Genomic DNA, 23,115 nt, shown 5'->3' with positions numbered 1-23,115 from the left:
TTGATAACGGGCCATTCTTACCACTAGTAGGTCTGAACAATCAAAAAATCAAAGTCGCTCCCGGCCTAATAATTCCCAAAATCTCGAATGCCTGTAATGAGGCATCCAGCGTCAAAGGCTTAATCGATTCGTCGCTTAGGCCTAATGCCTCCCACGCTTCCGGCAGGTAGGTCGGGTTGAAGTCTTCGAAGTCATAGGTTTTTACCGAGCAAGGCTCGATACTCGCGGCGATTTTAGCCGCCACATGCAGAATGCAAGCATCTTGAAGGATATCGGTTGCGTTCATCGGATCGGTTTGGGCGGCGACTAATTGCCAAATGCTGCTCGGTAATTTCCATTCCTTCAATAATTCGGCGCCGAGTTCGGCATAGGTAAAGCCGAAAATGCGTTGCTCGGCTTCGGCGACCGCATCCTCGCCTTGGTCTTTAAAACTCAAGGCTTCGCCGGCTTTTTCCGGAAACTGGCTAAACAAGATCAACTTGCCGATGCTATTTAATAAACCGGCGATGAAAAAACGTTCGCGCTCTCTTCTCTTGCATTGTTCTGCCAATAGTCGGGCCAATACGCCGCAGGTGATGCTGTGATACCAAAACGTCTCCATGTCGACCAAGTCTTCCTGAATGTCCTGAAAGGTCGATGCCACCGAAGTCGCGATAACTATATTTCGTAATTCTTGCCTGCCGATCATCGAAATCGCGCGAGAAACCGTATCGACCTTCCCCGGAAATCCGTAGTAGGCGCTATTCACTAATTTTAACAATTGGGCCGTCAATGCCGGGTCGTGAACGATGATTTCTTCCAATTGATCGTTGCTGGCTTTATCGGAGCTTAGAAGTTCATTGACGCGCAATGCAACATCCGGCAGGGTATATAAAGAACCGACTTTTTCGATCAATGACTTAGGTACCATAATGCTCTCTCGAACTTTGTTTTTTAAAGTGATGATAAGTATAGGTGCTCTAGTAAATTTTGCGTAATTATTCACATCTCCCTATCGTTCCCACGCAGACCGCTCGCCGTTATACATAAGTCGTAGATATACCGTCTTGCTATCTTGGCAAATGTGACCTCGATACCCTTTATTGTTGCTTAACGTAACCGACTTCGAAATCGCGACGAAGGCGTCGCTCCCACAAGGGCCTGGATGCTCTGTGGGAGCGATCCCCAGATCGCGATCTCGGAGCCACTGATATCCAATATCCGCAGATTTATCAAACAGCATCGTTTCCAGTTATACGATGACCTCTGTTTGGCAAGTTTGCCGATATTTGTGTATAACGAAGAGCGCAGAGCGTGGGAGCGATAATTACGCGGGACTGAATGGTTCGACTTTATCATGATTTAAGCATTTGAATATTTCGTGTCTTTCGTGGACAAAATGCTTTTTATAGGATGACTGAGAGCTAGCGAATCCGAACAACTTTTTTGTGGTCATGCCTTTTCGTAAATCAAGCCCATCTCGATCGTTGGGGCTGTTTCCTTTCTGGGCGGCGTGCCGTCCAAAGCATCGATAAAGCCGGGATTGAGTCCTTCGGCTTCGAATTGTTTTTTTAAATGTTCGATATTCTGTTTGATAAGGCCGGTTACGGCCTCTTGTTCGCTCCAAAAATGCGCATTGATTTTGTCGTCCGAATAAGACAATTTGCAGTGCAGCGTTCCTAAATTTGGCGGCGTTATCGTAAGATATACCGACCATTTGGTTTGTTCCTCCTGATCGGAACCGTTACGTTTATCGCGCTCGATTTCTATTTTGACCGATTGCGCCTTGCTCTCGCCGAGAACCGGTATTTCCAGAAGCCAGACTTGTTTCGGCGAGTCGTCCTTGGGTAATGAGGCGAGTTGATCCAGAGTCAACTTGGCGACGCTATTTTCGGTCTTTTGCAGCAAATTTTTGAGTTGTTCCATTTCCGTAGCGTTGACCGGTTTTTCCGATTGAGGAGCCGTTTCCGGTTTGAGAATCTGGATCAATTTGAGTAATAAGCCTTTGAAATCCGATTTAAGAAGATCCGGTTGCTGTTTGGTCAATTCGAGCAATCGGGCTTCGAGGAACAAACCGGAACGTTCGACTGCCGTTTTAAGTGTCTTACCGTCGGTCAATTGTTCCGGTCTTTGGAGATTTTGCAGTATTTCTCGGGCCAATTTTATCAATGTTTCGGAAACGGTTTTATTGGTTTGCAGAGACGGCAAGTCGGCAATGAGTTGATTGAGTAGTACGGTTGGCGTTTCGTGTCTCGGTAAAATGTCACGGACGACTGCCGGAATGTCACGGCGCGCGATCGGTAAGGTTTCGATTCCGCCGGTATTTTCGCGGCCAAGGGTAGCCGGAATATCTCTGAGGGTTGTCGGTGCGATTTTAATTTCCCGGGATAGTCCGTGCCGGGCAATCTCCACGATAACGTTTTGTCCGGGCTTCAGATTTTGAACGGAATTTTTATCAGCCGGTAATTCAACCGTTTGCCGAGGCGTGCCCGCAGCTGATTTATCGGTCGAAAACGAAAGTTGAATTCTATTCGGGCCTACCGATACGACTTTAGCCTGTATCGTTTCACTGGACGGTGGCGGTAAGCGGTTAAACGAGGTCTTGTCGGGCGCGGCGGTATCGAGTTTGGTTGCAGGAGCAGTCGCTTGTTCCGTTAGGGTAACCGGAGCGTTTTTGGTCTGTGACGGATTGGAATCTATTTTAAATTCGAGCGTCGGTATCAGCCGGGTAACGATGAGTTTTAAGGGTTGGCCTTTTTCCAGTGGTAAAGGCCGGTTGCTTTGAACCTCTAAGGTATGATCGTTTATTTTTAAAGTGATGCCGGTTTGTTTGTTGTCGACTCGAATCACTGTAGCATCGAGCGCTTGACCGACTTTTTGCGCCAGAGGATGGTCTTTTACCTTGGCTAACGCGGTAAGCGTTTGAGTATTGACCGGTAATTTTATGTCCACCGCGACGACCTCAATCAGTATTCGTTCGGTTGTTTGTGTTTCGCAATCAACGATTCGAGCCATCGATCGATTTTATCTACGATTTCTCGACGCAACTTCGGTTTGGAAAACAATTGTTCATGATGACTTTTTCCGATAAGCGGTACGACTTCGTTCAGGGGGTGTTTTTCGATTGTTACGGCCGCGAAGTCGATGTTGCCCCACGCTGCGGTAATCGGGTCGAATTCGGAATAAATCAACAAATAGGGCGTGTCGAAATCGGCCATGTTTCGTCTGAATTGAATGATTTCCTTTTGCACGCCTTGAACATAACGCAGTATCGACCGATGCATGATGTAGCGGTCGTGTTTATGGCGCAAACGTTCGACTTCCCAATCGCTGAGATAGGCCGCGACCCAGTCTGGACTGCTGGGTGAAAATATATTTCGCATGCCGGGCAACGACAAAAATTCGATGATGCTGTTTTGTAAAGGCACGGTTAGCAAAGCCGTGAATTGATTGAACAGCATCAGCGGGAACGCTTCGTCATGGGGATGGAGGAAATGCTCCTGGGTGTGGTAGGTAAAGCGGATCAAAGGATTCTGAAACCAACCGCGCCAGCCCGGCACTTCGGTCACCGCGAACGCAGGACCTGTGAAAATGATGCCGTCGACCGTATCTTTTAGTTTGGCTTCGAGTAAATAAGAAGCGCTGACCAATGAACCGAGGCTATGCGATAGAATAACCAGCGGCTTGTCGTCTCCCGCACTTTCATCGCAGCGTTGTCTCAGATGCTGGATCGCCAAGCCCACGTCGCTACGCATCGCATCGAGGTTTCTAAGTTGGGCTTGTTCTAAAAACGCCGAGCTGACATCAAACTCATCGGCGCCGGCTTTGAGGCTTTCATGCGCTTTTAAATAGACCGAATTGCTCAAACCATGTGCGGTCATGTCGATGCCGGCGACGAGGTAACGGTTTGCGAAATGCCGGGCGATTTCAGCATAGCGGCCGGTATGTTCGTTCATGCCGTGTACGATCAAAATACAAGCTTGGATGTCGTCGGCTGATTGCGAGGGTTCCCGGATTTGCATATGACGCCGTGATTTGCCGTTTTCCACCGGCAAAAAAATCGACTCTCCCCAAATCTGGTAAGGTTCCGTTGCGATTTCCGAATGCGAACAGCCGCTCCCGATAAGCGGCAGGGCTAAACAGCACGAAAAAGCGATTAGTTTGAATAAGTTTGTCATGAAGTGAACAATGCGACTCGGTTAATTTTTTAGCAGTGAATTTTTAAAAGGCTTGTACAAATTACGATTAACGAAGATTTCGATTCACAATAAACCGAACTTTTAACGCTGACAAGTTTCGTAAAGGAATGAGTGCGGCATGACTCATTACACATTGATACGCGGTTTTATCATAACGTTCATGAAGGCCTGGCCATCGCCCCGGCAAATGAAAGTGCGGGGCGTGGGGAGGGAGCTGTCACTCGCCCGACAGGACGCCGTAAACCCAGCACCTAAATTCCATAGCCTATTGGCCATGATTGATTACATAGATAATTTAGGTGCTGGGTAAATACGTCCATGTAGGCTCGACGGCGGCTCGAAAGCCAAGGACGGCGTGTATTAGGGCAATGCAGGGCAGAAAAATGCTCCTGCATTTTCTGCATTCATTACATACATGTAACTCAGCAATTGCCGAGGAGCAAAAATCTGCCCTGCCGCCGACGCCTGCCGGTCGAGCAACCGCACCCTCTTCGGAGCCGGCATTGCCGGAACGGAGTTTTGCATATCGAAAAATTAGATAATGAATCCAAATTTACGATCTTTCACAGTAACTAAGCCTAGATCTTTTCGGCGAATACTGAAATGATTGGTGGGGAGGGGGGTATCAAAACAATGAATAAACAATTCCGATTATTAATTTTTGCATTCATGCTGCTTGGCGTTGCCGATTATGCAATGGCCGGCGAGACGGCCTATGAGCGGCAACGCAACAGATTGATCGATATGATTCAGGCGGATGTCAGGTCGACGAGCCATTTTCTCGGCAAAGGCGAACTAGACGAGCGGGTTTTGCAGGCATTGCGTAAAGTGCCCCGTCATGAATTCGTGCCGGAGGCGCAACGGCCTAATGCTTATTTAAACAGGCCTTTGCCGGTCGGGCACGGGCAAACGATCTCTCAGCCTTACATCGTGGCGATCATGACCGATTTGCTGGAGCTCGATGGAAATAGCCGCGTATTGGAAATCGGAACCGGCTCGGCCTATCAGGCAGCCGTTTTGGCCGAAGTGGCCGGTAGCGTGTACACGATAGAAATTATCGAGGCCTTGGCGGATCGGGCCGCGCGCGATCTTAAACGTCTAGGCTACGTTAAAGTTCAATCGCGCGCCGGTGACGGATATTACGGTTGGGAAGAGGCCGCGCCGTTCGATGCGATCATGGTAACCGCAGCCGCCAGTCATATTCCGCCTCCGTTGATCAAACAATTGAAACCGGGCGGACGCATGATCATTCCGGTCGGAGGCCGTTTTACCGTGCAGCATCTCGTGCTGGTGAACAAGGATCAACAAAACCGCATCACGAGCCGTCAGTTACTGCCGGTCAGATTTGTGCCTTTAACGGGAGATCGTTAAGCCATGACACGAAGACCGGCTTTTCCGTTGTTTTTGGCGATTGCGGCCACTTCGTCCGGTTCGCTGGCCTATGAAGTGCTGTTGATGCGCTTGTTTTCGATCGTACAATGGCATCATTTTGCCTATTTGATCATCAGTTTGGCCTTGCTCGGATACGGCGTGAGCGGGGTGTTTTTGGCATTCAATCGGGAACGGTTGATTGGCATCTATGGTTTGGCTGTTACCGTAAATTTATTGTTATTCGGTATTGCCGCGCCCGGTTGCTTTCTCATGGCGCAACAAATTCCGTTTAATCCTGCTGAGCTGTTGTGGGTGCCGGTTCAACTCGGGTATTTAAGCAGTTTGTATTTATTACTGGCATTGCCGTTTTTTTTCGCCGCGAATGTCATCGGTTTGTCCTTTTTCCGCTATCGCCGCGATGTCTCGTCGATTTATGCGGCCGATTTATGCGGCGCGGGCATCGGTAGCCTGAGCATCATTGCCTTGTTGTTCGTCTTATTCCCGGAAAAAATATTGCCGGTCATCGGCGGTTTGAGCATTGTCGCCAGCTTGTTAGTGCAGAGCTTGTTCTTCCGGCGCTGGCGAGTCGGGGTGAGGTTCACCGTCGGCGCGGCAACCATGACCGCGGTTTTCGTATTGGCCCTGCCGGACTGGACTCTAAACATCTCGCCTTATAAAGGCTTGAACCAACAATTGAGGATTCCGGGAACTGAAGTCGTCGAGAATTATTCCAGTCCTCTGGGGCTTTTGAGCGTCATCGAAAGCACGCAAATGCCGCTACGCCATGCGCCCGGCTTGAGTCTGAATGCCGACGCCGAGCCGCCCGAGCAATTGGGCGTTTTCACCGATGCCGATAATTTGTCGGCGATCACCCGATATGACGGTGATTCGGTTAATCTGGCTTATTTGGATCAAAGCACATCGGCCTTGCCTTATCATTTGCAAGCCCAAGAAAAAGTGTTGATTTTGGGGGCGGGAACCGGCGGTGATGTGTTACAGGCACTTTATCACAAGATACCGGCTATCGATGCGGTCGAGTTGAGCCCGCAAACGATTGCTTTAGTCAAGGATAAGCATGCCGATTTCGCCGGCCATATTTACAGCGATCCTCGGGTTCAGTTGCATACCGCCGAAGCGCGCGGTTTTGTCGCGACTTCGCGTGATCGCTATGACTTGATCAATCTTTCTCTGCTCGACGCGTTTGGCGCTTCGTCAGCCGGACTTTACGTGTTGGCGGAAACTTATCTGTATACCGAGGAAGCGCTTAAGGCTTATTTGGAACATTTGACGCTGGGCGGTTATCTGAGCATGACGCGCTGGATCAAGATGCCGCCGCGCGATACGCTTAAATTACTCGCGACCGCCAGTGCTGCCTTAAAAATGTTGGGTAGCGAAAACCCTAAACAAAACATCGTGTTGATTCGCAGTTGGCAAACCGCGACGATGCTGATCAAAAACGGGACGTTTTCCGAAGCGGAGGTGGTCGCTTTACGGCGATTTTGCGATGAACGAGGTTTCGATGCCGATTATTATCCGGGGGTTGCCGAGACTGAAGTCAATCGCTTCAATATATTACAGGAGCCGTATTATTATCAAGCGGCAACGGCATTGCTAGGCGAGGAACGCGAAACGTTCATAGCCGATTACAAATTCAATATCAAACCTGCCACCGACGATCGGCCGTATTTTTTCCATTTTTTCAAATGGCGGACCTTACCTGAAATCTGGTCGCTGCTGGGCCAAGGCGGCATGTCCTTATTGGAAAGCGGCTATTTATTATTGATTGCCGGTTTAGTGCAGGCGGTCGCTGTCAGCTTTTTGTTGATCATCGTGCCGCTTTGGTTTTGGAAGCGCAAATTGGGTATCGAAACCGGCTCGGCGATGCATTGGCGTATCTTCTTTTATTTTTCATGTCTCGGTTTGGCTTTTCTGTTTGTAGAAATTGCGTTCATTCAAAAATTTATCCTGATTCTGCACCATCCGCTGTATGCCATTACCGTTGTGGTCAGTACCTTTCTGTTGAGCGCCGGGATCGGTAGCCGTTTTTCCAAAAAACTGTCCGAAAAGAATAACCGGATATGGATTGCCATGCCGATTGCTGCGATAGTTCTGTTAAGTGCAGCATATATTTTGGAATTTCAATTTATTACCGGTTTTTTATTGCAACGTAGCGAATTCAGTAAGGTACTCGGTTCGATAGCCTTGATCGTACCTCTAGGGTTTTTTATGGGCATGCCGTTTCCGATGGGCATGGCTAGTCTTGGGCGTAGCGTTCCGGCATTGATTCCTTGGGCTTGGGGCGTAAACGGCTGTGCTTCGGTTATAAGCGCGATATTGGCGGCGCTGATAGCGACCGAATTCGGTTTTACCGTCTTGGTGTTTTCGGCGTTATGGCTCTATGCGTTGGCAGCCTTGAGTTTTCCTGCCGCTGAGAACAGAGTTCGTTGATTCAGAATAGATCCATTTGAATCGGGCCGGATTTAAAACGGGAACAATCGAGTGCCGGCATGCCGGTATCGAGTCCGAGCCTGCGCGTAGCAATGCGAAAGCGTTGCGCTATCAGATCGGCATAGACGCCTTCTCCGCGTAGCCTGGTACCGAAACGCGGATCGTTAGCGCGCCCGCTTCGGCAGTCTCGAATACGATTGAGTACATGCTTGGCTTGATTTGGAACGTGCGTATTCAGCCATTCTTCGAATAATTCCGACACTTCAAGCGGTAGCCGGATCAGGATATATTCGGCGGATTGCGCCCCGGCTTCGGCAGCGGTTTTGAGAATGCTTTCCAGTTCCGAATCGGTGAGTACCGGAATCACCGGGGCGACCATGACATTGACTGGTATTTTATTCTCATGCAGCCGTTCAATGGTTTGCAGTCTGCGCTGCGGCGAACTGGCTCTAGGCTCGAGTGTTCGGGAAAGTTCGGACTTTAATGTGGTGAGCGAAAGATTAACCTGTACTAAATTGCTTTCGGCCATCGGCGCCAATAAATCAATGTCGCGTTCAATCATGGCTGATTTGGTCGTAATCGTGCAGGGATGACGGAATTTGCTCAATACTTCGAGTATTTCCCGGGTGATGTGGTATCGGCGTTCGATGGGTTGATACGGGTCGGTGTTGGCGCCTAATGCAATCGGCGTACAGCGGTATTTTCGGCTTTGAAGTTCTTTGCGCAATAATTCTGCGGCTTCGGGTTTTGCCGTGAGTTTGGTTTCAAAATCCAGTCCCGGCGACAAGCCCAAATAAGCATGTGTCGGGCGAGCGAAACAGTAAATGCAGCCGTGTTCGCAGCCTCGATACGGGTTGAGTGATTGTTCGAAGGGGATGTCGGGCGACTGGTTCCGGCTGATGATCGTTTTTGCATTTTCCAGAGACACTTCGGTGCGTAGCGGGGGTTCGTCGTCGAAATTATCCCAGCCGTCGTCAAACGCCTCACGGCTTTCTAGGTTATAACGGCCGTTAGGGTTACCGGTCGCGCCTCGGCCTTTATGCGGAGGGATGGAAATCATTGATCAAGTTGGGCTTTAGTTTGAAATCGCGGCCATGCCGGCCGCGACTTGAAATCGTTCTTACATTTTATGGCCCTTCATCATTTTATGCATTTTCATCATTTGCATATGATGTTGTTCCATTAGTTTTAATTGTTCGTCTTTAAGCTTTTGTTGTTTGGCAGGGTCTTTTTCGGCCAGAATTTTATTCGTTAGCCCATGCAATTTCAGTTGGTATTCTTGTTTCATTTTTAAATGCTCGCGCATTTTTTCATGATCCATACCGCCCATGTCACCCATGCCTCCCATTTTTCCATGGTCCATCTCACCCTTTCCTTGCATCTTGCCGTGATCCATTTTTCCTTGGCCCATTCCTTCCATTTTCCCTTTGCCGCCCATGTCATGATCCATTTTCATTTCATGTTTCGGTTTTGCAGGCGTGTCTTCCGCTGCGACGGATACTTGGGTTAATACGGATAATGCAATGATTGAAGCTAAGCTGATTATTTTTTTCATCGGGATTTTCCTCGGTTTTGTGATTATTTTTGATGTTCGCATTCAAAACTGGAAACATTCCTCGAACAAAGCATAGCCAATCCGAAAATGCGCCAAGTTTAAATGGAACGCTGATAAATCCTGACATAAAAGTCCGCGAATCGCTAGCGATAAAAATGCCCGTGTTAAGAACTGTCCGGTTTAATCATTTACGCGCATCGTTAGTCGGGGAATTAAAAATGCTAAACTCGTAATCGAGAGAGTGATTCGATCGTTAATTTATACCTTTCGCACTTCAAATTTCGGCAGTGCTTGAGGAGGCACCGGGGTGCTCGATCCCTCACCTAACGCTAGGTGAGGGACCAGCATGGAGCTGGCATAGAGCCTACAGGGATGTATTTACCCAGCACCTAAATTCTATAGCTAACTGACTATGGTTGGCTAACTTGGATAATTTAGGTGCTGGGTTTACGGCGTCCTTTGACGGACACCCCGGTGCCGAATTTTGATCTACGGGGTATAGGAGGCAATCATGGCGCGTGAAAGGTGGAACTCGCAGCTTGGTTTTTTGATGGCTGCGGTCGGCTCGGCGATCGGATTGGGTAATATCTGGCGGTTTAGTTATCTGGCTTACCAGCACGGCGGCGGGGCTTTCCTGATTCCTTATTTGACGGCGTTACTAACGGCCGGCATTCCGCTGTTGATACTGGAAAACGGCATTGGCCATGAGCGCGTCGGTTCCGCGCCGCTGGCTTATCATAAAATAAGCCCACGCTGGGAATGGCTCGGCTGGTGGTCGGTGATTTTCGTGATGTTCGGCATCGAATTATACTATTCGGCGATTATCTCGTGGTGTTTGAATTACTTCGCACTGTCGTTCAATCTGGCTTGGGGAGACGATCCTAACGCCTATTTTTTCAAGCATTTTTTACGAGTAAGCGATAGTCCTTTTCGATTAGGCGAAATTCGAACGCCTATTTTGTTCGGTCTTATCCTTACATGGCTCGCGATTTGGTTAGTGGTCTACCGTGGCGTCCAAAAAGGCATCGAGCTCGCCAACAAAATCATGATGCCTGTTTTGTTGTTACTGACCATTGTGTTGGTCGCTTGGTCTCTACAATTGGACGGGGCGTGGCACGGCATTCAAGTTTATATCACGCCGGATTTTTCCAAGCTTAATGATCCGCAAGTCTGGATCGATGCTTACAGCCAGATTTTTTTCACGCTGAGCCTCGGTTTCGGAATCATGATCGCTTATGCCAGTTATTTGCCGGATAAAACCGACATCACTCGAAATGCGGTTTTGATTGCATTGATCAATAGCGCGTATTCGTTGCTGACCGGTTTCGGCGTGTTCGCTGTGTTAGGCTTCATGGCGCAAAGTGAAGGCAAGGAAATAGCCGATGTGGTGACGCAAAGCATCGGTTTGGCGTTTGTCGCTTATCCGAAAGCCATTGGTCTAATGCCGGGCGGTAATCTATTCGGGGCGATTTTTTTTCTATGCTTAACGGTTGCCGGATTATCATCGGCGGTATCGATCGTCGAGGCTTTCGTTTCGGCGGTGATCGATAAATTCAATTTCGATCGTAAGTTGCTGGTGACCTTCGTTTGTGTATTTGGTTGTCTCGGCGGCATCGTGTTCACGACGCAAAGCGGTTTACTTTGGCTGGATATCGTCGATCGTTTTATCACCCATTACGGCTTGGTGACGGTCGGTATTTTGGAATGCATCGTGATCGGTTGGGCTTTCGACCTATTCAAATTGCGTCAGCATATCAACCGGATATCCAGTTTGAAATTAGGAATGGGCTGGGCTTTGTTGATTAAGTTATTTGTTCCTTTGATGCTAGGCATTATCTTTTTAGGGGATCTATTCAACGAATTGCAAAGGCCCTACGGGGGGTATAGTTGGGCTGCCTTAATTCTAATCGGAAGGGATTGGTTGATTCTGACTTTGATCGCGGCCTTTATCGTTGCCGGCAGGCCTTGGCGAAGCGATCGCCCGAGTAAACCGGGGCGATCGGTCAAGAGCAGAGCGGGTTCCAGTGCTTCATAGCCTCGCCCCAGCTATCGAAACCATTGACGCTCAAATCGGTGCAGAGGCTACTTTGGCAGATACTTGGTTATGAGGCCAGCAACGGGTCTAATCGGCTTTCTTGCTCCAGCGCGTATAAATCGTCGAAACCGCCGACATGAAAATCGCCGATATAGATTTGCGGCACCGTTCGGCGCTTGGTTTTAAGCATCATTTCTTGTCTCAAACTCGGTTCGGAGTCGACATTGATTTCGTTGTAAACCGCGCCTTTTTTGTCGAGTAGGCGTTTGGCCATGGTGCAGTAAGGACAGAGATTTGACGTGTAGATGAGTATGTTCGGCATAATATTAATAAATTCTAATATAGGTGGGCTATTTTACTGTTTATCGATCGTGTCTTCAATGCGTAATGCATCTCCTAGCGCTTTTATCAATAGCCATGCCGCGTGTTCGATCGAATCGCCGAAGGCGACGATGCCGTCTTGATGACCTAGCATACTGAATATCGGCCTATCGTCGAGTGGTCCGGATTGAAAGAGTTCGGCGACGGCCCGGGCCATTTGCGGAGTTCCGTAAGCGGCATCGGCCGGCGTATGGGGGAGGGCGAGTTCGGCGGTTTTTTGCCATATTTCGGGGCTATGAATATGAATGACCGATCGAATCGAGGCGTCTTGGCTATAAACGCAGGCATGAGTGATAGCTTCCGAAGAAGGCTTGGTCAGCCCTTTCGACTGTAGAAAATAGCGCTCGATATCGGTATTCCACACTTCGCAGTAATGCTCGCGGCTCAATTCTGCGATATGGCCGGTTTGCGTTCCGCTGATGATAAACGCATTGTTATTGAGATCCGGCTTCAAACTGATGTTGCCGTATCCGAGCCCGCCGTAACGCGCGGGATCTCTGCCAATCAAGCCGAGTTTGAATAAGATCGAACGCCATGCGTTGAGAGCGCTTAAGGAAATCGCTTGATCGATAGGCCGGTTTTGATGATCGAAGCGGAATTTAATGACGCCTTCTTGTTCTTGCATAAATGAGGGCGATTTACGAGGGAAGGGAGGCACTAAAGCCAATCGGCTTGGCAATGTATGTGCTTGATAAGAGGTCGGTTTCGTTGAATACGAAGGCGCTGCCGAAACAGCGCCGTTAGAGTTATATCTGCGACTGCAAATAATTTTGCAGTCCGATTTTTCCGATCAATTCCAATTGCGTTTCCAACCAATCGATATGTTCTTCCTCGCTGTCGAGAATATGCTCAAAAATTTCTCTGGAGACAAAGTCTTGTACCGTTTCGCAATAAGCGATCGCTTCTCTGAGTACCGGAACCGCTTGTTGTTCGAGTTTTAAATCGCAAGCCAGCATTTCCTCCGGATTTTCACCGACCAATAATTTACCGAGGTTTTGAAGATTCGGCAGGCCTTCGAGAAACAGTATTCTTTCGATCACTAGATCGGCGTGCTTCATTTCATCGATCGATTCGTGATATTCCTTCTCGTTGAGTTTTGCAAAACCCCAGTTTTTATACATCCTGGCATGCAAAAAATATTGATTGATCGCGGTTAGCTCGTTTTCCAAAACCTGGTTAAGGTATTCGATGACTTTTGCGTCTCCTTTCATGGCGGCTCCGATAATGATAATGAGATGGTTGATGTTTTGAAAAGGGTAGCGCGAAAGGCTTAAGGCTTCAAGTAAATCAAGGATAAAGCATAAAATTACTTCCTTAAGTGGTTTCCTTACTCTGCTTGGGAACCAGGTAGAGACGCTCCAGCGCTCCCGATTTTGCCTCGGCTAACAAGGTATGGGTTCCAACGGAGGACCGTGGGAACCAGAAAAAATTACCGTTTTGTAATCTTAGCTAATGAGGCCTCGATACCATTTTTTGTCGCCCAAAGTTCCCGACTTTTTCTCACCTAGCGTTAGGTGAGGGAAAGTCACTAATGTCCGATATCCGCAGATTTATTAAACAGCACCGTTTCCAGGTATACGATGACCTCTGTTTAGTAAGTTTACCGATACTTGTGTATAACGGCGAGCGCAGAGCGTGGGAACGATGAAAAAAACGGGCAAACCGATGGAGGTCAAGCATCGGTTTGCCCGGTAACAGCAAGTAATCGATCAGGCGAAAGCAGCTTGCGGCATTAATTGTTGCTCAGCATGGCTTTCGTCGAGAATTTGTTTGACGTGACGGCTGCATTTGCCGCATACACTGCCGACGCCGAGACACTGATTCAGGTGTCTGCGCGAGCAGTGGCCGTTCTCAATAGCGGATCTAATTTGCTTATCGGTAATCGCTTTACAGACACAGACGTACATGAGAAATGCTCCAATAAATGTTGGTTATGTAAATAATAACAATTCTCATTAGAATGTAAAGCGGTTTTTTTGGATTTGAGTAATTGGTCGCAAATAGAGGGTTGAGGGGAAAGGTGAAAGAGGAAAGAGGAAAGAGGAAAGAGGAAAGAGGAAAGGTGTACGGTGGCTTTTTGGTGTTTAGCGCAAATCTTGGTTCAGTAAACTGGCATTGCCGCCGATCGCGGCGGTATTGATTGTGACGGTTTGTTCGACTGCGAAGCGTTTTAGATAATCGGGGCCGCCGGCTTTCGGACCGGTTCCGGATAGGCCCATGCCGCCGAAGGGTTGTACGCCTACCGTCGCGCCTATCATGTTGCGGTTGATATAGAGATTGCCGACTTTGGCTTTTTGTTGAATTCTGCGTGCCGTTGCGTTGATTCGGCTGTGGATGCCCAGCGTCAAGCCGTAGCCCGTAGCATTGATATCGTTGATCACTTGCTCAAGAGCATCGCTGGGATAGCGGACGATGTGCAGTATCGGTCCGAATACTTCTTCGGTCAGTTGCGCAAGCGAGTCGATTTCGATCAATGTGGGGGCGAAATAGGTTCCTTCCGGCAATTCGGGCGGTAACGGCGATTGATATATGACTTTGGCGTGCTGTCGCATGGCTTCAACATGAGCGTTTAATTTATCCAATGCCTTACAGTTGATGACCGGGCCGATATCGCTGGCATAATGGCCCGGATCGCCGATCGTCAACTGCTGCATCGCGCCGATCAGAAGTTCGATGATTGTATCGGCGGTTTCGTGGGGCAGGAATAATGCCCGCAAGGCCGAGCAGCGTTGGCCGGCGCTATTGAATGCGGATTGCACTGCATCTAGTACCAATTGTTCCTTGTGCGCCGATGTGTCGGCGATCATCGCATTTTGACCGCCGGTCTCGGCGATCAAAGGCACGATATCGGCGTGTTCGGCGAGTTGCCGATTGATTGAGCGCGCCGTATCGGTAGAGCCGGTGAACGCGACGCCGGCAATACGCGGATCACTAAGTAACAGAGGGCCGATTTTAGAACCGATGCCCGGTACGAAGTTCAATACCGAGCTCGGAATGCCGGCTTGATGCAATAGCTTGACGCATGCTGCCGCGGTGAGCGAAGTCGCTTCGGCCGGTTTAGCCACGACCGTATTGCCGGCCGCTAGCGCCGCTGCGATTTGGCCGGTAAAAATGGCAATCGGAAAATTCCACGGGCTGATGCATAAAAATACGCCGCGGCCGCAATAAGTCAAAAAATTATCCTCGCCGCACGGTCCGGGTAAAGCCATCGGGTGGTCGAACAACTCAAGAGCGCGTGCGCTATAGTAACGGCAAAAATCGACTGCTTCTCTGACGTCGGCCAAGGCGTCTTTTATTGTTCTGCCGCCTTCGCGGACGCATAAAGAGACCAGTTCGGTACGGTTATACTCGAACAAATCGGCGGCATTGTTAAGATAGCGCGCTCGTTTTTGCACGTTAGTCGAACGCCATGCATCAAAAGCCTCCGAAGCGGTGTCGAGAGCGTCGGCAACGATATCGGTCCCGCAAAATGCAACGGTACCGACTTTATGCGAATGATCGGCGGGATTTACGATAACCCGTTCGAAACCGGTCGGACTTTTTCCGTTAATCAACGGGCCGGCATGATGGACGATGCCGGATAGTTCGTCGAGACGTTTTTGCAACGAGTACAATTGTTCGGTATCGGCCAGATTGAAGCCTTCCGAATTTCGCCTTTCCGTACCGAATAGGTCGACCGGCAGCGGTACGCCGGTTTTCTCGAACTCTTTGAGTTCGAGCCAGAAAGTGACCGGGTTTTGCACGATATGCTCGATATCGATATCGGGGTTTTCGATTTGATTGACGAAAGAGGTATTCGCGCCGTTTTCCAGCAAACGCCTAACCAGATAAGGCAATAGTTCTTGATAATGGCCGATCGGCGCATAAACCCGGCACGGAATGGACCAATTCGGGTGCTTCGCCAAATTTTGATAAAGCGCCTCGCCCATGCCGTGTAAACGTTGAAATTCGTAATCGGTTTGATCACCGGCCATTTGTTTGATTGCGGCGACGGTATGGGCATTATGCGTCGCGAACTGCGGATAAAATGCGGCGGGTTCTGCCAATAAGCGCGCTGCGCAAGCCAGATAAGAAATGTCGGTCGCCGATTTTCGCGTGAATACAGGATAAGCGGAGAGTCCTAATTCCTGAGCGCGTTTTATTTCGGTATCCCAATACGCGCCTTTGACTAAACGGACTGGTATTTTTCGGCGTTCCGATTTCGCCAAGGCAGAAAGCCAAGCGATGACATGCGGCGCCCGTTTTTGATAGGCTTGGACCGCAAGGCCCAATCCGGGCCAATCCTTCAGGCTCGGATGAGTGAAGACCGCCTCGAAAATCGTCAGCGACATGGCCAATCGCTCGCTTTCCTCGGCATCGACTGTAACCGTCAAGTCGCTTTGTCGCGCGCATTGAGCCAGTGCAAGCAGTTTTGCAGTCAACTCCGGGACTGCTCTTAGGTGTTGCAAGGGTTCATAGCGCGGACACAATGCCGACAGTTTGATCGAAATTCCCGGTTTATCGAACAACGAAGCAGTCATGGAGGCATGCGACAGTTGCCGAATGGCATCGAGATAGGCCGAAAAGTAACGCTCCGCATCCGAGGCGGTGACTGCCGCTTCGCCGAGCATATCGAAGGAGTAACGGTATTCCGGATGCATTTGGCTGGCATGTAGCGCATCGGGAATCGTTTCGGCCATCACGAATTGCGCCCCCAAAAAATGCATCGCTTTTTGTAATGCCTTTCGAATGACGGGTACACCGAGTCGACCAAGCAATTGATCGAATACATGCTTTCCGTCCGGCTTGAAATGCCGTTCGAATAATCCTGTCAATAATAAAGCGCCGGTAGATAAATTTACCAGCATCGAGTCGCTGTGATTGAGATGTTCTTGCCAATGCGCAGAAGTCAATTTATCGGCGAGAAAACGATCTTGGGTTGCGGCATCCGGAATGCGCAGCAAGGCTTCGGCAATGCTCATCAATATGAGGCCTTCAGCGCTATCGAGTCGGTATTCATGCAAAAAAGCATCGACAACGGATTGCTTGTCTTTATCGGCCCGGATCTGTTCAACCAGTAAACGAGCCAGCGCTTCGACATCAGCAGGATTATAATCGGTCAAGCCAACCATTAATTCGATTACGCTAGCCGTTTCATCGTTCAAATAGGCTTGATCGATAGCTTTGCGCAAGGCCGATAAAGAAAGATTGACCATAGAAAGTTTACGTTATTATGTGAGCGAATTAACTATTTTAAGAAAAAGACCTGCCGATAACATATTAACCCAGCTTTAACGTTGGCAGAGCATAAGTCGTTGAATATTATAGTAAATATAATATTATGGCACTACAAGGCCATTTTTGGCGTTTTTTTTAAACCTTATGATTCAATAATTTAGACCGTAGGTGCTACATTTGTTAAGGCTGGGTTAAATTGAATCCTTGGTATTTTTTATACTCCAAAAAATGTTTGTCCACAAATAACTGTTGTATTGATGATTAGATTTTCGAGAATTTTGTTTGTTGTGCTTTTAAGTTGGCTCGTCGGGTGCGCGCCGGCCGTTTATAAGCCAGGTCAACCCGTCATAGAAGCGCTATTGTTGGAAGATCGCTATATCACACCGGACGGCTCTTGGTTGCCGGTCAGAAAATGGTTGCCGGAGCCGGGGCAAACTCGTGCTGTATTGATCGCTTTACACGGTTTCAACGATTACAGTCGGTTTTTCGAGGAGCCTGGAGCATTTCTGAAAGAAAAAGGAATCGCCAGTTATGCCTACGATCAACGCGGTTTCGGTCAAAGCCCGCGTCGGGGTTTGTGGAGCGGTATCGATGCGTATACCGAGGATCTGGATTTATTTGTCAGACTGATAAAAAGCAAGCATCCGGGGTTGCCGGTTTATCTTTTGGGCGAAAGCATGGGCGGAGCCGTTATCATCGCAGCCATGTCGCGCGAGGAGGCGACGCCGGTCAGTGGTTTAATTTTATCGGCTCCTGCCGTTTGGTCCCGCGAAACGATGCCGTGGTATCAACGCAGTTTGTTGTGGCTTATGTCTCATACGATGCCGTGGATGACCTTGACCGGTCGGGGCTTAAAAATACAAGCCTCGGATAATATTGAAATGCTTCGGGAGTTGGGCAGGGATCCGCTGGTGATCAAGGAAACTCGCGTCGAAACGATTCATGGCCTAACCGATTTGATGGATTCTGCATCCAATAACGCTCATAATATTCAGGTCGATACTTTGATGCTGTATGGTGAAAAGGACGAAGTCATACCAAAGCAGCCGACGCTGCGTTTTTTGCGGGATTTTCTCGACACCGAAGGCGCCGATAGAACCGTTGCTTTCTACGAGAACGGCTATCACATGCTGTTGCGCGATTTGCAAGCGAAGGTCATTTGGAGGGATATCGCAGCATGGATCAAAGCCTCGCACAAGCCTTTGCCATCAGGAGCCGATCAGCGCGATTGGCGAATGTTGGCGAAAAGATAAACCTACTCCCTTTATACTCAAAAATTAGTTATCTTTGTGAAGGTATGGGGTGTGGCTAGCGAGGATGTCGGCTGCTGTCCTTGCCGCCGACTCCTGTCTGTCGAGCAACCGCACCCTCTCCGGAACCGGCATTTTCTCTGTCGAGCGTCGTCTATCGAAAAATTAGATAAATAACCCAATTCTCTTCCCTTCATTTTCTTCATGCCCTCCATGGTAATAAAAAACAAGCTGTAAACATTGTGCTGTATCAGCATCCATCCTATGAGACGGCTTGTCAAGGTCGGTCGTTGGCGTCATGGCTTGATTGATAATCTCCGTTGTTTGATCGCCCAGGCCACGTCTACCGCCTGCTTATTTTCTTTGATATCGTGGACGCGGAATAGTTTAACGCCGGCCATGACGCCCAATGCCGTGGTGACGGCGGTCGCGGTGATCAACTCGGTGGGCTCGGCGACATCCAAAATCGAACCCATGAAGCGTTTGCGGCTAGTTCCCAGCAAAATCGGATAGCCGCTTTCGACGAAGCGGTCCAAATGCGCCAATAAATCCAGATTGTCTTGTTTTCGTTTGCCGAAACCGATGCCGGGGTCGATCGCGATATTGCTTCGGTCAACGCCTTGTTCGATCGCTTGATTGGTGCGCTGCATCAAATGATTTAACACTTCGCCGACCACATCTTGGTAATGAGGCTTATCCTGCATGGTTTTGGGTGTGCCTTGTTTGTGCATTAAGATGATAGGAACCTGACGTTTTGCGGCCAGATCAAAGATCATGGCGTCGTCTTCGCCGGCCGATATGTCGTTGATCATATCGGCGCCGACCGACAGTGCCGCTTCTGCGACCGAGCTCTGTGTCGTATCGATGCTGATCAGACTATCCGAAGCAAGATGTTTTCGGATGGCTTCGATGACCGGCACGACGCGTTCGATTTGTTGCGCGGCGCTCACCGGATCGGAGCCGGGGCGGGTGGATTCGCCGCCGATATCGATGATGTCGGCGCCTTCGGCGAGCATCTTGCGGCATTGCTCCAATGCGTTATCAAGGCTGTAATGCCGCCCGCCGTCGGAAAAGCTGTCGGGCGTGACATTTAAAATGCCCATGATTAGCGGTTTTTCTATCGTGTTAAACATAAATAAAATTTCGGCTGTATTCGAAGTGGCCTTTGAGGATCGGGTATAATAGCGGACTATTTAAATTTTGATCGAATAAATGGATAAACCGCGTTTAGCTTGGGCTGTCACCGGCTCCGGGCATTATATCGAAGAATGCCTGGAATTTTTGATGACATTGGATGATGTCGATCTCTACCTGAGCCAAGCCGGCGAGGAGGTTTTAAAGATGTACGGCATCAAACTCGAAGAGGTTCGCGCCAGAATGCCGGTTTTTCGCGATAAGGCTGCTTCGTCGCCGCCGGTCGGTCGTTTTTATACCGGCTATTATCATAGCTTCGTGATGGCGCCGACGACCTCGAACACCGTAGCCAAATGCATATTGGGCATTGCCGACTCGCTGGTGACCAATCTTTATTCTCAGGCCGGAAAATGCGGCGTCCCCAGCATCGTCTATCCGTGCGATATCGCGCCTGAAATGGAAACCACTGCGCCGGGCGGTAAGAAGGTCATGGTATATCCTCGCCCGGTCGATTTGGACGCGACCGATAAACTGCGCGACTTTCCGTATACGCAAGTCGTCGAAAGCGTTGATGAATTGATCGAGGCGGTCAATCGGCGCCTGAAATCATTGGGTGTGGCATGAGCGAGCACATCTTGTTTTTGACCGGAAAATTGGCCGAAAAACAATTACACCAAATTCTGGAAAAAATGCAGCCGGAGTTTACCTATACGGTACATCAGCTAGGTATTAAAGTCGCTGCGTTGATGACCACTGACATGATTTGCCGTCGGCTAAAGGAAACCTACCAAGCCGACCGGATGATCCTACCTGGGCGGTGCCGGGGCGATCTGGACAAGGTGATACAACAATTCGGTTTACCGGTCGAGCGTGGCCCCGATGAGTTAAAAGATTTACCGCTATTTTTCGGCAAGGAAGCGCATAAGCCCGATCTTAGCGAATATCGCGTGAAAATTTTTGCCGAAATCGTCGATGCGCCGAATGTTTCTGTCGATGAGGTCGTCGAGCGAGCGCATTATTACCGGCGTCACGGCGCCGATGTGATCGATATCGGCTGTTTGCCGGGAACGCCGTTTCCGCACATGGAAGCCATTATTCGAGCCTTAAAACAAGAAGGCTTTACGGTCAGCATCGATTCGCTCGAAGCCGACGACTTGCTCAGAGGCGGCAAGGCCGGCGCCGATTTCATGTTGAGCCTGCACGAAGGAACGCTCTGGGTCGCCGATGAAGTCGAAACGACGCCGATTTTAATCCCGGAAATTCATGAAGACTTGGCATCGCTCGATCGTGCGATCGAAGCCATGCAGGCTAAAAATCGCCCATTCCTGGTCGACCCTATCTTGGATCCGTTGCATTACGGTTTCACGCAATCGGTCGTGCGTTATCATCAGGTACGGCAAAAATATCCCGATATCGAGATCATGATGGGCGTCGGTAATATCACCGAATTGACGCATGCCGACACGGTCGGAATGAATGCGCTGTTATTGGGTATTTGCTCGGAGCTCGAGATCAATGCGATTCTCGCGACCGAAGTCAGCAAACATGCTTGTCGAGCGGTCAAGGAAGCCGACTTGGCGAGGCGTATCATGCATGCCGCGAAACAAAACAACATGCTACCCAAGCATATCGATTCGGGTTTGATGGCGCTGCACGAGACCGCGCCGTTTCCCTATACGCTCGATGAGATCAAAGAGCTGGCCGGCGAGATCACCGACCCGAGCTACCGTATTCAAACCAGCACCGAAGGGCTGCATATTTTTAACCGAGACGGTTTTCATTCGGCGACCGACCCGTTCGATTTATATCCGAAACTCGGCGTCGAAAACGACGGCGGTCACGCCTTTTATTTAGGCGTCGAACTGGCGCGCGCCGAAATTGCCTGGCAACTCGGCAAACGCTTCAATCAAGACGAGGCCTTGAGTTGGGGCTGCGCGACCGATCTAGTCGAACCGACGGTCGATTTGCACAGCTTTAAACCGGCCGGCACGACGCTAAAGAAAAATTAACCCGATGATTTTAGAAACGATAGTCACCACGCAAAATTTAGAAGGCAGGGCGCATATTGCGCCGATGGGCATTCATCGGCACGATGAAGAATTGATCATTTTGCCGTTTCGGCCGTCGACCACGCTCGACAATCTCATGACGAGTAGTCATGCCGTGATCAATTATTGCGACGATGTCAGGGTGTTTGCCGGCTGTTTGACAGGACGGCGCGATTGGCCTTTGATCGAGGCCGAGAAGATTAACGGTAAGGTCTTGGCATGCGCCTTGGCGCATAGCGAAGTCGAAGTAGTCCGAGTCGAGGAAGATGCGTTGAGGCCGAAGCTGTTTTGCAAAATTATTCATACGGTCAACCATGCGCCGTTCATGGGTTTTAACCGGGCCCAGTATTCGGTCTTGGAAGCGGCGATTTTGGTCAGTCGGCTGGGTATGTTGCCGCAAGAAAAAATCGATGCAGAACTGGATTATCTTAAAATCGGCCTCGAAAAAACCGCCGGCCCGAAGGAGCTCGAGGCGTGGTCTTGGTTAATGGCGGTCATCGAACAGCACAAACGAGAGAAGCTCGCATGACCGGGATGCTCGCCAGTGTCAGCAAGCTCGATGAAGCGCTGAGGATCTTGAATTTCGAAGTCGATATCGTCGACTTGAAGCAGCCTTCCCAAGGCGCGTTAGGGGCGCTGGATACCATGACGGTTGCACGTATCGTCAAGGCAATCAATGGACAATGCCCGGTCAGCGCGACGGTCGGCGATTTGCCGATGATTCCGGAAGTCATCGTGAGCGCGGTAACGGATATGGCGGCGACCGGCGTCGATTATATCAAGATCGGTTTTTTTCCCGGCGGCGATTGGCAAGGCACGTTGGATGCATTGACGCCGTTGGCTCAAGCCGGCTTGGCGTTAATCGGGGTCATGTTTGCCGATAGCGAACCCGATTTACATTCCGTGGCCGCGTTCAAGCAGGCTGGTTTCAAGGGGGTAATGCTGGATACGATGGACAAAAGTTCGGGTTCCTTGCCTCATGTGTTGACTGATGATGCGATCGCGGGATTCGTAGCTAAATGCAATGAACTCAAACTGATATGCGGACTTGCCGGGTCGCTAAGGGTCGAGGATGTACCTGGTTTGTTACGCCATAAACCCGATTATTTAGGTTTTCGAGGCGCTTTGTGTAGGCGACACGATCGAACCTCGCATTTGGATGATAATGCGATACTTGAGGTTAAAAAAGCGTTTTTACAGGGTTAACTTAAGTGGGAAGGCCGAGCGTAAATCATGAAAAATACTCACTTTTGATCGAAAAATCGGCTAAGAAAAAAGGTATGGGATGTGTCTATCGAGGACCGCCGTTCACCCAGCACCTAAATCCAGCATCTAAATTCCATAGGTCTTTGGCAATGAATCAAAATCATGGCTTATTTAGGTGCTGGATGAATTACCCCAGATAGTTAACCATAGCCAATGGACTATGGAATTTAGGTGCTGGGTAAACCCCTCCATGGGGGCTTGACGGCAGCAATCGAACGCCATGGAGGCGTGA

20 protein-coding genes are annotated in these 23,115 nt (G+C 49.5%); 8 read left to right on the top strand and 12 right to left on the bottom strand.

The window, feature by feature from the left end; all coding sequences use genetic code 11:
* Nucleotides 1–40 precede the first annotated feature (40 nt).
* The 4 genes from WJM45_RS11700 to WJM45_RS11685 form a co-directional block, all read right to left on the bottom strand.
* Nucleotides 41–910 carry an HDOD domain-containing protein gene (locus WJM45_RS11700; RefSeq protein ID WP_341325282.1) on the bottom strand — a complete coding sequence of 290 codons (870 nt, stop codon included), beginning with the start codon at nucleotides 908–910 and terminating at the stop codon, nucleotides 41–43.
* A 521-nt stretch (nucleotides 911–1,431) separates the two neighbouring features.
* On the bottom strand, nucleotides 1,432–2,994 hold the full coding sequence (locus tag WJM45_RS11695; RefSeq protein WP_341325281.1) for a flagellar hook-length control protein FliK: 1,563 nt from the start codon (nucleotides 2,992–2,994) through the stop codon (nucleotides 1,432–1,434).
* Nucleotides 2,946–4,157 (bottom strand): alpha/beta fold hydrolase, encoded by a 1,212-nt coding sequence (locus tag WJM45_RS11690; protein ID WP_341325280.1) that lies wholly within the window; start codon nucleotides 4,155–4,157, stop codon nucleotides 2,946–2,948. Before WJM45_RS11690 ends, WJM45_RS11695 begins: the two co-directional genes overlap by 49 nt.
* 381 nt (nucleotides 4,158–4,538) lie before the next feature.
* Nucleotides 4,539–4,703 (bottom strand): hypothetical protein, encoded by a 165-nt coding sequence (locus WJM45_RS11685; RefSeq protein WP_341325279.1) that lies wholly within the window; start codon nucleotides 4,701–4,703, stop codon nucleotides 4,539–4,541.
* 108 nt (nucleotides 4,704–4,811) lie between these two features.
* On the opposite strand from WJM45_RS11685, the gene WJM45_RS11680 reads away from it, so the two are divergent.
* Together WJM45_RS11680 and WJM45_RS11675 are read left to right on the top strand one after the other, a co-directional pair.
* Nucleotides 4,812–5,549, top strand: a complete 738-nt coding sequence (locus WJM45_RS11680; RefSeq protein WP_341325278.1) for a protein-L-isoaspartate(D-aspartate) O-methyltransferase — start codon at nucleotides 4,812–4,814, stop codon at nucleotides 5,547–5,549.
* 3 nt (nucleotides 5,550–5,552) lie between these two features.
* On the top strand, nucleotides 5,553–7,997 hold the full coding sequence (locus tag WJM45_RS11675; RefSeq protein ID WP_341325277.1) for an SAM-dependent methyltransferase: 2,445 nt from the start codon (nucleotides 5,553–5,555) through the stop codon (nucleotides 7,995–7,997).
* A 1-nt stretch (nucleotide 7,998) separates the two neighbouring features.
* On the opposite strand, the gene WJM45_RS11670 is transcribed toward WJM45_RS11675, so the two are convergent.
* Nucleotides 7,999–9,057, bottom strand: a complete 1,059-nt coding sequence (locus WJM45_RS11670) for a PA0069 family radical SAM protein (RefSeq protein WP_341325276.1) — start codon at nucleotides 9,055–9,057, stop codon at nucleotides 7,999–8,001.
* A gap of 60 nt (nucleotides 9,058–9,117) precedes the next feature.
* Complete coding sequence (locus WJM45_RS11665) at nucleotides 9,118–9,552, bottom strand: hypothetical protein (protein ID WP_341325275.1); 435 nt, start codon at nucleotides 9,550–9,552, stop codon at nucleotides 9,118–9,120.
* A 511-nt stretch (nucleotides 9,553–10,063) separates the two neighbouring features.
* On the opposite strand from WJM45_RS11665, the gene WJM45_RS11660 reads away from it, so the two are divergent.
* On the top strand, nucleotides 10,064–11,587 hold the full coding sequence (locus WJM45_RS11660) for a sodium-dependent transporter (RefSeq protein WP_341325274.1): 1,524 nt from the start codon (nucleotides 10,064–10,066) through the stop codon (nucleotides 11,585–11,587).
* A gap of 67 nt (nucleotides 11,588–11,654) precedes the next feature.
* On the opposite strand, the gene grxC is transcribed toward WJM45_RS11660, so the two are convergent.
* From grxC to putA, 5 genes are all read right to left on the bottom strand, one after another.
* Nucleotides 11,655–11,912 carry a glutaredoxin 3 gene (gene grxC / locus WJM45_RS11655; RefSeq protein ID WP_341328936.1) on the bottom strand — a complete coding sequence of 86 codons (258 nt, stop codon included), beginning with the start codon at nucleotides 11,910–11,912 and terminating at the stop codon, nucleotides 11,655–11,657.
* Nucleotides 11,913–11,942: 30 nt separating this feature from the next.
* Entirely contained in the window at nucleotides 11,943–12,593 is a 651-nt protein-coding gene (locus WJM45_RS11650) for a class II aldolase/adducin family protein (RefSeq protein WP_341325273.1), read from the bottom strand.
* Nucleotides 12,594–12,714: 121 nt separating this feature from the next.
* A complete protein-coding gene (bfr, locus tag WJM45_RS11645) occupies nucleotides 12,715–13,179 on the bottom strand; it encodes a bacterioferritin (protein WP_341325272.1) in 465 nt (154 codons plus the stop codon).
* Between the two features lie 498 nt (nucleotides 13,180–13,677).
* Nucleotides 13,678–13,875, bottom strand: a complete 198-nt coding sequence (locus WJM45_RS11640) for a (2Fe-2S)-binding protein (protein WP_341325271.1) — start codon at nucleotides 13,873–13,875, stop codon at nucleotides 13,678–13,680.
* Nucleotides 13,876–14,052: 177 nt separating this feature from the next.
* On the bottom strand, nucleotides 14,053–17,163 hold the full coding sequence (gene putA / locus WJM45_RS11635; protein ID WP_341325270.1) for a bifunctional proline dehydrogenase/L-glutamate gamma-semialdehyde dehydrogenase PutA: 3,111 nt from the start codon (nucleotides 17,161–17,163) through the stop codon (nucleotides 14,053–14,055).
* Between the two features lie 279 nt (nucleotides 17,164–17,442).
* On the opposite strand from putA, the gene WJM45_RS11630 reads away from it, so the two are divergent.
* Nucleotides 17,443–18,438, top strand: a complete 996-nt coding sequence (locus WJM45_RS11630) for a lysophospholipase (protein ID WP_341325269.1) — start codon at nucleotides 17,443–17,445, stop codon at nucleotides 18,436–18,438.
* 293 nt (nucleotides 18,439–18,731) lie between these two features.
* Here WJM45_RS11630 and folP read toward each other — a convergent pair whose 3' ends face one another.
* A complete protein-coding gene (gene folP, locus WJM45_RS11625; RefSeq protein WP_341325268.1) occupies nucleotides 18,732–19,568 on the bottom strand; it encodes a dihydropteroate synthase in 837 nt (278 codons plus the stop codon).
* A gap of 79 nt (nucleotides 19,569–19,647) precedes the next feature.
* Between folP and WJM45_RS11620 the strand changes: the two genes are divergently transcribed.
* From WJM45_RS11620 to WJM45_RS11605, 4 genes are read left to right on the top strand one after another with little or no spacing between them, the layout of a single operon-like run.
* Nucleotides 19,648–20,193, top strand: coding sequence for a flavoprotein (locus tag WJM45_RS11620; RefSeq protein WP_341325267.1), 546 nt, complete (start codon nucleotides 19,648–19,650; stop codon nucleotides 20,191–20,193).
* A complete protein-coding gene (locus WJM45_RS11615) occupies nucleotides 20,190–21,578 on the top strand; it encodes a DUF6513 domain-containing protein (protein WP_341325266.1) in 1,389 nt (462 codons plus the stop codon). Before WJM45_RS11620 ends, WJM45_RS11615 begins: the two co-directional genes overlap by 4 nt.
* Before the next feature lie 4 nt (nucleotides 21,579–21,582).
* Nucleotides 21,583–22,146, top strand: a complete 564-nt coding sequence (locus WJM45_RS11610) for a DUF447 domain-containing protein (protein ID WP_341325265.1) — start codon at nucleotides 21,583–21,585, stop codon at nucleotides 22,144–22,146.
* Nucleotides 22,143–22,823, top strand: a complete 681-nt coding sequence (locus tag WJM45_RS11605; RefSeq protein WP_341325264.1) for a (5-formylfuran-3-yl)methyl phosphate synthase — start codon at nucleotides 22,143–22,145, stop codon at nucleotides 22,821–22,823. The genes WJM45_RS11610 and WJM45_RS11605 overlap by 4 nt, the downstream gene beginning before the upstream one ends.
* Nucleotides 22,824–23,115: the final 292 nt, after the last annotated feature.

The organism is Methylotuvimicrobium sp. KM2, assembly GCF_038051925.1.
In the GTDB taxonomy this organism is placed as follows: domain Bacteria; phylum Pseudomonadota; class Gammaproteobacteria; order Methylococcales; family Methylomonadaceae; genus Methylotuvimicrobium.
This window is presented reverse-complemented; position numbering and strand designations above follow the sequence as displayed.

What these genes read in the sequence shown, in the direction of transcription:
- WJM45_RS11670 (WP_341325276.1), bottom strand. Translation starts at nt 9,057, where the DNA reads ATGATTTCCATCCCTCCGCATAAAGGCCGAGGCGCGACCGGTAACCCT.
- WJM45_RS11630 (WP_341325269.1), top strand. Translation starts at nt 17,443, where the DNA reads ATGATTAGATTTTCGAGAATTTTGTTTGTTGTGCTTTTAAGTTGGCTC.
- putA (WP_341325270.1), bottom strand. Translation starts at nt 17,163, where the DNA reads ATGGTCAATCTTTCTTTATCGGCCTTGCGCAAAGCTATCGATCAAGCC.
- bfr (WP_341325272.1), bottom strand. Translation starts at nt 13,179, where the DNA reads ATGAAAGGAGACGCAAAAGTCATCGAATACCTTAACCAGGTTTTGGAA.
- WJM45_RS11660 (WP_341325274.1), top strand. Translation starts at nt 10,064, where the DNA reads ATGGCGCGTGAAAGGTGGAACTCGCAGCTTGGTTTTTTGATGGCTGCG.
- WJM45_RS11620 (WP_341325267.1), top strand. Translation starts at nt 19,648, where the DNA reads ATGGATAAACCGCGTTTAGCTTGGGCTGTCACCGGCTCCGGGCATTAT.
- WJM45_RS11685 (WP_341325279.1), bottom strand. Translation starts at nt 4,703, where the DNA reads ATGCAAAACTCCGTTCCGGCAATGCCGGCTCCGAAGAGGGTGCGGTTG.
- WJM45_RS11695 (WP_341325281.1), bottom strand. Translation starts at nt 2,994, where the DNA reads ATGGCTCGAATCGTTGATTGCGAAACACAAACAACCGAACGAATACTG.
- WJM45_RS11680 (WP_341325278.1), top strand. Translation starts at nt 4,812, where the DNA reads ATGAATAAACAATTCCGATTATTAATTTTTGCATTCATGCTGCTTGGC.
- folP (WP_341325268.1), bottom strand. Translation starts at nt 19,568, where the DNA reads ATGTTTAACACGATAGAAAAACCGCTAATCATGGGCATTTTAAATGTC.
- WJM45_RS11610 (WP_341325265.1), top strand. Translation starts at nt 21,583, where the DNA reads ATGATTTTAGAAACGATAGTCACCACGCAAAATTTAGAAGGCAGGGCG.
- WJM45_RS11690 (WP_341325280.1), bottom strand. Translation starts at nt 4,157, where the DNA reads ATGACAAACTTATTCAAACTAATCGCTTTTTCGTGCTGTTTAGCCCTG.
- WJM45_RS11605 (WP_341325264.1), top strand. Translation starts at nt 22,143, where the DNA reads ATGACCGGGATGCTCGCCAGTGTCAGCAAGCTCGATGAAGCGCTGAGG.
- WJM45_RS11700 (WP_341325282.1), bottom strand. Translation starts at nt 910, where the DNA reads ATGGTACCTAAGTCATTGATCGAAAAAGTCGGTTCTTTATATACCCTG.
- WJM45_RS11615 (WP_341325266.1), top strand. Translation starts at nt 20,190, where the DNA reads ATGAGCGAGCACATCTTGTTTTTGACCGGAAAATTGGCCGAAAAACAA.
- WJM45_RS11640 (WP_341325271.1), bottom strand. Translation starts at nt 13,875, where the DNA reads ATGTACGTCTGTGTCTGTAAAGCGATTACCGATAAGCAAATTAGATCC.
- WJM45_RS11650 (WP_341325273.1), bottom strand. Translation starts at nt 12,593, where the DNA reads ATGCAAGAACAAGAAGGCGTCATTAAATTCCGCTTCGATCATCAAAAC.
- WJM45_RS11675 (WP_341325277.1), top strand. Translation starts at nt 5,553, where the DNA reads ATGACACGAAGACCGGCTTTTCCGTTGTTTTTGGCGATTGCGGCCACT.
- WJM45_RS11665 (WP_341325275.1), bottom strand. Translation starts at nt 9,552, where the DNA reads ATGAAAAAAATAATCAGCTTAGCTTCAATCATTGCATTATCCGTATTA.